This window comes from Stenotrophomonas sp. STEN083, from assembly GCF_056759195.1.
This window is the reverse complement of record NZ_JBRRCU010000009.1, coordinates 84,864-94,989: the sequence shown is the minus strand read 5'-3', so window position 1 is coordinate 94,989 and position 10,126 is coordinate 84,864. Positions and strand designations below refer to the sequence as shown.

The 10,126-nt window shown below is 62.9% G+C and carries 6 protein-coding genes; 2 read left to right on the top strand and 4 right to left on the bottom strand.

Annotated elements, in window-relative coordinates; translation table 11 throughout:
- Window positions 1-155: 155 nt before the first annotated feature.
- Together ACVOK8_RS05065 and ACVOK8_RS05060 are read right to left on the bottom strand one after the other, a co-directional pair.
- Entirely contained in the window at window positions 156-764 is a 609-nt protein-coding gene (locus tag ACVOK8_RS05065) for a DUF937 domain-containing protein (RefSeq protein ID WP_481565870.1), read from the bottom strand.
- Between the two features lie 156 nt (window positions 765-920).
- A complete protein-coding gene (locus ACVOK8_RS05060; RefSeq protein WP_481565869.1) occupies window positions 921-2,567 on the bottom strand; it encodes a catalase in 1,647 nt (548 codons plus the stop codon).
- A gap of 204 nt (window positions 2,568-2,771) precedes the next feature.
- Here ACVOK8_RS05060 and ACVOK8_RS05055 point away from each other — a divergent pair, with 204 nt between their 5' ends.
- Window positions 2,772-3,458, top strand: coding sequence for a helix-turn-helix transcriptional regulator (locus ACVOK8_RS05055; RefSeq protein WP_481565868.1), 687 nt, complete (start codon window positions 2,772-2,774; stop codon window positions 3,456-3,458).
- 73 nt (window positions 3,459-3,531) lie between these two features.
- Complete coding sequence (locus tag ACVOK8_RS05050; RefSeq protein WP_481565867.1) at window positions 3,532-4,155, top strand: glutathione S-transferase family protein; 624 nt, start codon at window positions 3,532-3,534, stop codon at window positions 4,153-4,155.
- A gap of 115 nt (window positions 4,156-4,270) precedes the next feature.
- Here ACVOK8_RS05050 and mutS read toward each other — a convergent pair whose 3' ends face one another.
- Both mutS and ACVOK8_RS05040 read right to left on the bottom strand, forming a co-directional pair.
- Entirely contained in the window at window positions 4,271-6,826 is a 2,556-nt protein-coding gene (gene mutS, locus ACVOK8_RS05045) for a DNA mismatch repair protein MutS (protein ID WP_481565875.1), read from the bottom strand.
- A gap of 395 nt (window positions 6,827-7,221) precedes the next feature.
- Window positions 7,222-9,525, bottom strand: coding sequence for a TonB-dependent receptor (locus ACVOK8_RS05040; protein WP_481565866.1), 2,304 nt, complete (start codon window positions 9,523-9,525; stop codon window positions 7,222-7,224).
- Window positions 9,526-10,126 lie beyond the last annotated feature (601 nt).

The following is a 10,126-nucleotide window of genomic DNA, read 5'->3' as shown; positions in this document are numbered from 1 at the left end:
CCCGGTGCCCGGCCCGCGCGCAAACCCATACACGGGGTGGGCCCAGCCTGCCGCCCCAGGGGGCCCTCCGGGAAACGCCTCCGCCGCGATGGGCCCGCCACTACAGAAACAAAAACGCCACCTTGCGGTGGCGTTTTCAATCAGCCTCTACCGGCTCAGCGCTTGCCGCTACCCAGCAAGCCGCTGCCCAGCTTGATCAGGTCGCTGACGCCGAACTGGCCGTCGCCGTCCTGGTCCATCACGCTGCCCAGCAGGCCGCCGCCGATGCCGCCGGCCTGGGCTACCTGCTGCTTTTCCTGGCCCAGGACCTGTGCCAGGCCGTTCGGATCGGCTGGCGCGGCGCCACTGCTCATGCGCTGGGCGATGTAGGCCATCACGATAGGGGCGAGGATCTTCAACAGCTGGCTGGAGGTGCTCGGGCTCAGGCCGGTAGCCTGGGCCAGGCCGGTTTCAGCGCGGTCCTGGCTGCCGCCGAAGATGTGGCCGAGAATGCCGGCGCCATTGGCGGCCGGGCTGTTGCCGCCGCCCATCACCGCGCCCAGCACGCTGCCGATGTCCAGGCCGCTGTGGTTGTTCTGCAGCGCGCCGAACAGCGCTTCAGCGCCCTGCGGCTTGGCTGCGTTGTTGCCCAATGCGCCCATCAGCAGCGGCAGCGCGGCGCTGATCGCGGTCGAGGCCTGCTGGCTGTCGATGCCCAACTGCTGCGAAACCTGTTGCAGCGGTGCGCCCTGCAGTTGGGAGAGAAGGTCGTCGGTCAGGCTCATCGGGGTTCCTTGAATGGGTGGGTTGCCGAGCGGCATGGTAACCCCCGCAAGGGGGCGTAAGTGAAGGGGCCGATGACGTGTTGGTTTGTGGGCGGAAACAGCACCGCCCGCGCAAGGCGGGCGGTGCTGGATCAAGCGTGGATCAACGAACCGGGTTTACAGCTCGATGTCCTCGGCGCCCGGGGTGGCGGTGGGGAATTCGCTGCCCGGGTGCGGCGGCGGTGCGAACGGGTCGGCCGGGGCGGTTGCCGCGGCCAGTGCCTGCAGGGCCGCAGCGATGCCGGCACCGTAGGCCGGATCAGCCTTGTTGCAGTTGTCGATGTGGCGCTGCTTGATGAAGTCCGGCGCATCACCCAAGGCACGTGCGGTGTTCTCGAACAGACGCTGGCGCTGCTCGGGGTTGTAGCTGCGGAACAAGGCGCCGGGTTGGCTGAAGTAGTCGCTGTCGTCTTCGCGGAAGTTCCAGAAGTCGGCATCGCCACGGATCTTCAGTGCCGGCTCGCGGTACTGCGGCTGCTCCTGCCACTGGCCATAGCTGTTGGGCTCGTAATGCGGCAGTCCGCCGTAGTTGCCGTCCACGCGCATGGCACCATCGCGATGGTTGCTGAACACCGGGCAGCGGGCGGCATTGACCGGGATCTGGTGGTGGTTCACGCCCAGCCGGTAACGCTGCGCATCGGTGTAAGCGAACAGGCGCGCCTGCAACATCTTGTCCGGCGAAGGGCCAATGCCCGGCACCAGGTTGCTCGGTGCGAACGCCGACTGCTCCACATCCTGGTACCAGTTGACGGGATTGCGGTTGAGTTCGAACTCGCCGACTTCGATTAGCGGGTAATCGCTCTTCGGCCAGACCTTGGTCAGGTCGAACGGATGGATGCGATACGTCTCCGCTTCCAGCTCCGGCATGACCTGCACAAACAACTTCCACTTCGGGAACTCGTTGCGCTCGATGGCCTGGAACAGGTCGCGGCCATGGCTTTCGCGGTCCTTGCCGACCAGTACTTCGGCCTGCGCATCGGTCAGCGCCTGCACGCCTTGCTGGGTGACGAAGTGGAACTTCACCCAGAAGCGCTCGCCGCCTTCATTGGTGAAGCTATAGGTGTGCGAGCCGAAACCGTTCATATGGCGGAAGCTGCGCGGAATGCCGCGGTCGCTCATCACCACGGTTACCTGCATCAGCGCTTCCGGTAACAGTGTCCAGAAATCCCAGTTGTTGCGCGCACTGCGCAGATTGGTATGCGGGTCGCGCTTGACCGCCTTGTTGAGGTCGCCGAACTTGCGCGGGTCGCGCAGGAAGAACACCGGCGTGTTGTTGCCGACCAGGTCCCAGTTGCCTTCCTCGGTGTAGAACTTCAATGCAAAACCGCGGATGTCGCGCTCGGCATCGGCGGCGCCGCGCTCACCGGCCACCGTGGTGAAGCGGGCGAACATTTCGGTCTGCTTGCCCACCGCCGAGAATATCTTGGCGCGGGTGTACTTGCTGATGTCATGGGTGACGGTGAAGGTGCCGAATGCGCCCGAACCCTTGGCGTGCATGCGACGCTCGGGAATGATTTCGCGATTGAGGTTGGCCAGCTTCTCCAGCAGCCACACATCCTCCATCAGCAGCGGGCCACGTGGGCCGGCGGTCTTGCTGTTCTGGTTGTCCACCACCGGCGCGCCGAAGGCGGTGGTCAGCGGCGTCACCGGTGCGTCGCCGTGCTGCTGCTTGGGGGTGGTGCTGGTGTCACGCTGCGACTGCGCGGCCTGCTCGGGGGAGGGGGCGCTGTGGTACGGACAGGTCGGCTTGGTGTCATTGCTCATGGCTGGCTCCTGCTGGCGTTGGGGTAGTTCTTGCAGCGACTGTAACTACCGGGGTGTTAAATGAATAATCAAATGAACTGCTCGCTCTGATAGGACTTGCCTATTGCTCGGCTTGCCGGGATAAATGCGCTCTGTTGATGCCAAGCGGGCATTCCTGCAGCTGCCAGCCGCTATGCTGGTCAGCTGCCTGTTCCGGACCGACTCATGAGCCAACGCGCTGCCCGATTGCTGCACCTGCTGGATGAATTGCGGCGGCGCCGCTCGCCGGTGCGGGGTGCCGAACTGGCGCAGCGCTTGGAGGTCAGCCTGCGCACCGTCTACCGGGACATCGATGCCCTGCGCGGGCAGGGCGCCGATATCGCCGGTGATCCCGGCATCGGCTACCAGTTGCGGCCCGGTTTCCTGCTGCCACCGATGATGTTCTCTGCCGAAGAACTCGAAGCGGTGCTGTTGGGCGCGCGTTGGGTGGCCTCGCATGGCGACCCGGAACTGGCGGCCGCCGCCGACACCGCCTTGCAGCGTGTCGTTGGCGTGCTGCCGGAAACGCTGCGCCTGCAGGTGGAAACCAGCGGCCTGTTCGCGCCGCACTGGCATGCGGTGCCACCGGAGCCATGGTTGCCGGCCTTGCGTCGCGCCATCCGTGACGGAAATGCGGTGCGCATCCAATACCGCGACGTTGAGGGCAGGGTCAGTGAGCGCAGGATCTGGCCGTTCGCGATGGCGTTCATGGCCGACATCCGCATGCTGGCGGCGTGGTGCGAAATGCGTGGTGATTTTCGCCACTTTCGGGCCGACCGTTTGCTGGCACTGGAAGACACGGCGCAGCGTTACCCGGCGCAGCGCCATCAGCTGTTGAAGCGTTGGCGTGCGCAATGCATGACGGGCGTTTGATGGATCACTGCTGACAGCTGCTGTCAGCAGCCCCTGCGCACACTGTCGGCTCCTTACAACGCAGGTGCCTGACATGACCGATACGCTTACCTTCTACAGCCATCCACATTCGCGCGGCCGCATTACCCGCTGGATGCTGGAAGAAACCGGTCTGCGCTACGACGCGGTGATGCTGGAGTACGGCACCAGCATGAAGTCGGCGCAGTATCTGGCGATCAATCCGATGGGCAAGGTGCCGGCCTTGGTGCAGGGGACAACGGCAATCACCGAGAACGCCGCGATCTGTCTGCATCTGGCCGATCTGGCACCGGCCAAGGCGTTGTTGCCGCCAGTTGGCAGTGCCGAGCGCGGCGAGTGCTACCGCTGGGTGCTGTTCGCAGCCGGGCCGTTGGAAGCCTTCGTCACCGACCTTCGTCATGGCAAGTTGGCACCTCCGATGGAGGCCGGCTACGGCAGCGCTGAGGATTTGATTCGCACACTGGAAACGGCGGTAGCCGGCAAGCGTTATCTGGTGGGTGATGGCTTCACCGTTGCCGATCTGTATATGGCCTCATTCCTGAGCTACTTCATCAGCATGGGCCAGCTTGAGGCCAAGCGGGTATTCACGGATTACTACGCAGTCCATCTGCAGCGGCCGGCGTCGGTGCGTGCGGGCGAGTTGGATGACGCCTTGCTCCCGCTTGTAGGAGCGGCGTAAGCCTGCCGAGCCATGCTCGGCACTACAGGAGGAACCTTGGTGCGTTGCTCGCCAACCCTCTCCCCAACCCCTCTCCCGGTGGGAGAGGGGCTTTATGCGGTAGGCTGCGATCCGACTAGATCAACGACTTGACCCGGTACAAGGCTTCCAACGCCTGCTTGGGCGTCAGCTCATCCGGATCAATCGCCTGCAACGCATCCAAGGCGGCCGAACTCGGCGCAGCAAACAAACCAAACTGCTGCGGCGCATCCAGTGCCTGCGGTGCCATTGCCGCACTCTGGGTTTCGCCACCACGCTGTTCGAGCTCGGCCAGGCGACGACGTGCCTGGGCGACGGTGGACTTGGGCAGGCCAGCCAATGCCGCCACCTGCAGACCAAAGCTGCGGTTGGCCGGGCCGTCCTTTACCGCATGCATGAACACCAACGTGTCGCCGTGTTCCACGGCATCCAGATGCACGTTGGCGATGCCGCTGGCGCCGCCCTCATGGCTCTCATCGGCCAAGGCGGTCAGCTCGAAGTAGTGCGTCGCAAACAGCGTGTAGCAACGATTCTGGTAGGCCAGGTGGCGCGCGACCGCATCGGCCAGCGCAAGACCGTCGTAGGTCGAAGTGCCGCGGCCGATTTCATCCATCAATACCACCGAATGTTCGGTGGCGTGGTGCAGGATGTAGCTGGTCTCGGCCATTTCCACCATGAAGGTGGATTGGCCCTTGGCCAGATCGTCGCCGGCGCCGATGCGGGTCAGGATGCGGTCGATCGGGCCGATCACCGCGCGGCTGGCGGGCACGAAGCTGCCGATATGGGCCAGCAGCACGATCAGCGCGTTCTGCCGCATGTACGTCGACTTACCGCCCATGTTCGGGCCGGTGATGACCAGCATACGGCGGTCCGGGTGCAGGTCCAGATCGTTGGGCTCGAATGGCGTATCGCGGACGGCTTCCACCACTGGATGACGGCCACGCTCGATGCGCAGGCAGGCGTCTTCCTGCAGCTCCGGCTGCGCCCAGTCCAGCGCCTGTGCGCGTTCTGCGAATGCGGCCAAGACGTCCAGTTCGCTCAGGGCACCAGCGCAGCGCTTCAGCGGTTCCAGGTGCTGGCCGACGATATCGAGCAGGCCTTCGTACAGCAGTTTTTCGCGACTGAGCGAGCGCTCACGTGCCGAAAGCACCTTGTCCTCGAAGTTCTTCAACTCCTCGGTGATGTAGCGTTCGGCATTGGTCAGGGTCTGGCGGCGGGTGTAATGCACCGGCGCCTTGTCGGACTGGCCTTTGCTGATCTCGATGTAATAACCATGCACGCGGTTGTAGCCGACCTTCAAGGTAGCAATGCCGCTGGCCTGGCGCTCGCGTGCCTCCAGGTCGATCAGGAACTGGTCGGCGTGGGTGGACAGGCGGCGCAGTTCGTCGAGCTCGGCGTCGTAGCCTTCGGCGATCACACCGCCGTCGGACAGCTTCAACGGCGGCTGCTCGGCGACGGCGCTGGCCAGCAGGTGTGCGCTTTCATCGTGCGAGCCCAGTTCTGCACGCAACTGCTGCAGGCGCGGAGAATCCAGCGTATCAAGCTGTGCGGTGATCGCCGGCAGCAGGCCCAGGCCATCACGCAGGGTGGAGAAGTCACGCGGGCGCGCCGAACGCAACGCCATGCGGGTGAGGATGCGTTCGATGTCGCCAAGCGCGCGGAAGCTGTCGCGCAGGTCGGCGTCGGTGCCGCGATCAATCAGCGTGGCAACCGCGTGGTGGCGCTGCTGCAGCACATTGCGCAGGCGCAGCGGGCGGTGCAGCCAGCGTCGCAGCAGGCGCCCGCCCATCGGCGAGACGGTGCTGTCGAGGACACCGAGCAAGGTGTTGCGGGTGTCGCCGTCGACGCGCGTGTCCAGTTCCAGATGCCGGCGGGTGGCGGCATTCATCGCAATCGCTTCGCCAGCGTTCTCCATTGAGATGGAGGTCAGGTGCGGCAGACGCTGTTTCTGGGTTTCCTCGACATAGCCGAGCAGGGCACCAGCAGCGCCGGTGGCGCGTGCCTTGTCGTCGATGCCGAAGCCGCTGAGGTCATGCAGCTTGAAGAAGTTCAGCAGGTGGCGACGGCCGCTGTCGGCGTCGAACAGCCACGGCGCACGGCGACGCACGCCATTGCGATGGCGCAGGAACTCCGGCCAGTTCTCTTCGTCCGGTACCAGCAGCTCGGCCGGCTCCAACCGGGCCAGCTCGGCTTCCAGCGCATCGTCGGTATCGACTTCGTTGACCAGGAAACGGCCGCCGGCCAGATCGGCCCAGGCCAGGCCATAGCCGGCTTTGCTGCGCGACAGCGCCATCAGCAGCGTGTCGCGGCGCTCGTCCAGCAGGGCCTCGTCAGTGACGGTGCCGGGGGTAACCACCCGCACCACCTTGCGCTCGACCAGGCCCTTGGCCAGCGCCGGGTCGCCGATCTGCTCGCAGATAGCCACCGACTCGCCGACCGCAACCAACCGTGCCAGATAGCCCTCAAAGGCATGCACTGGGACACCAGCCATGGGGATCGGCGCGCCGCCGGAGCTGCCGCGCTGGGTCAGGGTGATGTCGAGCAGGCGTGCGGCCTTGCGCGCGTCGTCATAGAACAGCTCGTAGAAATCGCCCATCCGGAAGAACAGCAGCAGGTCCGGATACTCGGACTTGGCTGCGAAGAACTGCTTCATCAACGGGGTGTGTTCGGGCTTCTTCTCGGTCACGCGGGGTCCACTTGGTCGGTTGGGCAGGGGGCTGCCGCAAAGAGGACCATTGTAGGCGCTGTGCCGTGATTGGACGAACCTGCAGTTGGCGTCGATGCCCACGTTGGCTGAACGGCTGGTTCGGCATGGCGATCCGGTGACCATCCAGTGCGACGCGGGCACGCGGGTTGGCATTTGCGTGCACGTCCGCACATGTTGCAAGCCATGGCGTCGGTGTCGACGCGAGGTCAGCCTGCAGCCTCAGTCAAAGCAAAAACGTCGATAGGCAGTTGCGTCCGGGTGCAACCAAGGCGCATTGAGAAGCCGCCGTCAATGAGAGGAGTGGCGCCTGTGTTGCGATCCCGAAGCTTACGAGTGCCAGGTTAGAAATTCAGATTCAGCGTCACACCTACGCTGCGGAAGCTGTCGGGTGACAGATATTGCATCAATCCACCATTGTTGACGAAGGAGTACGCAACAAAACTGCGGTAGTGCTCATCCAGCAGATTTCGCGCGTACACGGATATGTTCCAGCGCCCATCTTCAGCGCCGATGCCGGCGGAAAGATTGGCCAGACCGTAGCCGTCGCTCTTTGTGCTCGATTGGGCAACGGAGTTGTAGAAGGAACTCTTGTAGCTCCAGCCAGCGCTTGTATTCACGGCCAGGCCATTGCCTAGGGAACGGTAGTAGATGCCATTGAGTGAGTAGCTGTACTTGGAGACGAACGTCGGGTTGAAGCCGGACATATTGCCCTGCAGAACCCCGTCCACCAGTTGGCACTTTGCGTCGTTGTCCGTACTGCACAGACTGAAGTAGTCGAGGAATTTTGCATCCGTGATGGCGCCATTGGCGACGACCGTGAAATCAGCGGTGGGCCGCCAGTTGATCTCCAACTCCATACCCTGGGTGCGCATCTTGCCGGCATTGGCCATCGCGAAACCATTGGTTTTCGGCACATACACCTGTGCCTGGAAGCCTTTGAAATCGGACCGGTACAGGCTGGCGTTCATGGTCAGGCTGCGATCGAAGAACTGCGACTTCACGCCGAGCTCGTACGCCGTGGATTTTTCCGGTTGGATGCGCGCAGAGCCGGTATTGGTGGGATCTACCGTCGGGCCCTTGTAGCCCGTTCCTGCGTTGGCGTACCACATCAGTGTTGGTGTTTGCTGGAACTGCACTGCGACCTTTCCGGAGACATTGTCCCTGCTGATCTGGGCTTGGGAGCTTACGACGGTATTCATGGGGCTGACCGGCTTGCCATCGACGAATGGAACTTCGATAGGTGTCATGCCTGCGATCACCTTGTCATGGGTGTAGCGTATGCCCGCGCTGGCAGACCATCGATCGTTCAGCTGGTAGCTTGCATTGGCATAGAAGGCGTGGCTCTTGGTATCCGCGTCGACATGTTGTTTCGGGCCATTCAGAGAGAGATAGTAGTCCGGCGGAGGGATCTCGAAGTTGAAGGCGCCGTAGGCAAAGTACTCGTAGGTGCTGGCCACGTTTACATAGTAGGCGCCCAGTACATAGCTGAGCCGATCATCGAGCACATTGCCGGCAAGGCGGAACTCCTGGCTGATCTGATGGGAGCGGATGGTTGTCAGGTTGTAGTTCAGGAAATCGGCCGGGGTCTGGTCCATGTCCTGCATCTGATGGATGCGTGCACCGCGATAGGCCGTGATCGAGGTCAGCTGGGCACCATTGGCGAGTTTGAGGTCGGCTTTTCCGGAAAAGCCGCTGACTCCCTGAAATGCCCCAGCGTCAGCATCGGCATAGCTGTGGAAGTTGTTGCCACCTACGTTGCCAAAACCTGCAAGCACTTCATTGAAGCCCGTATCGTTGCCCAGTGAGTACGGTATGGCGACCGTGCGGTTGAACAGCGTTTGGCCCTCTGCGGTCAGCAGCAGATCGAGGTTCTCGGTTGGTGACCACAGCCATTTGCCGCGCACGCCCCTGCCGGTGCGGTCACCTATGTTCCAGTCGCGGAGCGGGTTTGTAACCGCGCCGTCCTGCTCGTTGTAGTAGGCCGACAGGCGTAAGGCCGACCGGTCGCCGACGCCGAGGTTGCTGGAGAAGCGCGCTACATGCTCGTTGCGTTCGCCCAATGACAGTGACAGGGACGAGCTATTGCCTCCAATCTCAGGGTTGCGCGTGCTGATGTTGACAACGCCGGCAGATGCGTTCTTTCCGAACAGCGTTCCCTGAGGGCCGCGTAGTACTTCGATATGTTCAATATCGTTGAATCCGGCCACGCCAGGGTCGCGGGGTATGCTGATGACGACGTCATCAACGACGGTGCCAACTGTCTGCTCCGAGGCAACACTAAAGGCTTGCGTGCCTATGCCACGAACCTGGAAGCCGCCCCCATTGGCGGTGCCTGCCGTAGCAGAAAAGGAAACGCCTGGTGCGAGGTACTGCAGGTCGGAGAGGCTGCTCATGTTGGTGCGGTCAAGCTGCTCGGCGGTGACCACGCTGATGGAGATCGGTGTGCGCTGTAACGGCTTTACCTGATGTGTGGACCTGACCATGACCGCATCGAGGTCCTTGGTCGTTGGCTCTGCCTTGCTTGCCGGGTCCTGTGCAAACGCAGGTTGTGCAGCGGCCAATGCTGAAAGCAAAGCCAATGACAGGCGACTGCAACGGATCATGGTTCGTGTGTGCAGATATGTGTGTGCGGGCGATTTCTTCATGCGTTTCTCTCCGATGATGGTGCTGGGGGGAGCGGCGGGACCGGCGTTGTTTACGGCGAGCTATGTACTGCGGTACAGCGCTTGAACGTTGTTGCTGGATACGCGACGTACGGCAGTGCGCGCTTCCACGAACCGTTGTGTTGCCCATGGCGTTGCCCACCCGCATGCTGTCCTGCGCGGGGAGTGCAGGACGGGTTCATGGCAAGGTTTTGGTAAACGGGCTACGCGGATCTGGGCCTGGGCCAGCGCTCAGGTGGCAGCGATGCTGGTAGTGCCGAGGGCGCTGCCAAGCGGGGGTTCGATGAAGAGTTACTTCACGTGATTGGTACCGTGGCTGCTTTCACAGATGTCGCAAAAAGGCACAGCGTGTACGGGGCTGGCTGCAGCGAATGGAAGAGCAGCGCGTCGGTGCCCATTGGTGGGGATTTTCTGGGTGGTCGACGTTGCGGCAGGAATCGCGATCAACGGGTGATCGCGGTCAACCGCGGTGAGCTCATGCGAATCGTTGGTATGGGAAGTTTCCTGTTCGGGACGGTGGTTCCGTCAACTCCAACACTGCCGGAGGCGTCGGAGTTTTCATTCGGCATTGCGATGCCGCGTT

Bases quoted from the DNA above. Each gene is read 5' to 3' on its own strand.
- mutS (WP_481565875.1), bottom strand. From the start codon at position 6,826: ATGAAGCAGTTCTTCGCAGCCAAGTCCGAGTATCCGGACCTGCTGCTG.
- ACVOK8_RS05050 (WP_481565867.1), top strand. From the start codon at position 3,532: ATGACCGATACGCTTACCTTCTACAGCCATCCACATTCGCGCGGCCGC.
- ACVOK8_RS05040 (WP_481565866.1), bottom strand. From the start codon at position 9,525: ATGAAGAAATCGCCCGCACACACATATCTGCACACACGAACCATGATC.
- ACVOK8_RS05060 (WP_481565869.1), bottom strand. From the start codon at position 2,567: ATGAGCAATGACACCAAGCCGACCTGTCCGTACCACAGCGCCCCCTCC.
- ACVOK8_RS05065 (WP_481565870.1), bottom strand. From the start codon at position 764: ATGAGCCTGACCGACGACCTTCTCTCCCAACTGCAGGGCGCACCGCTG.
- ACVOK8_RS05055 (WP_481565868.1), top strand. From the start codon at position 2,772: ATGAGCCAACGCGCTGCCCGATTGCTGCACCTGCTGGATGAATTGCGG.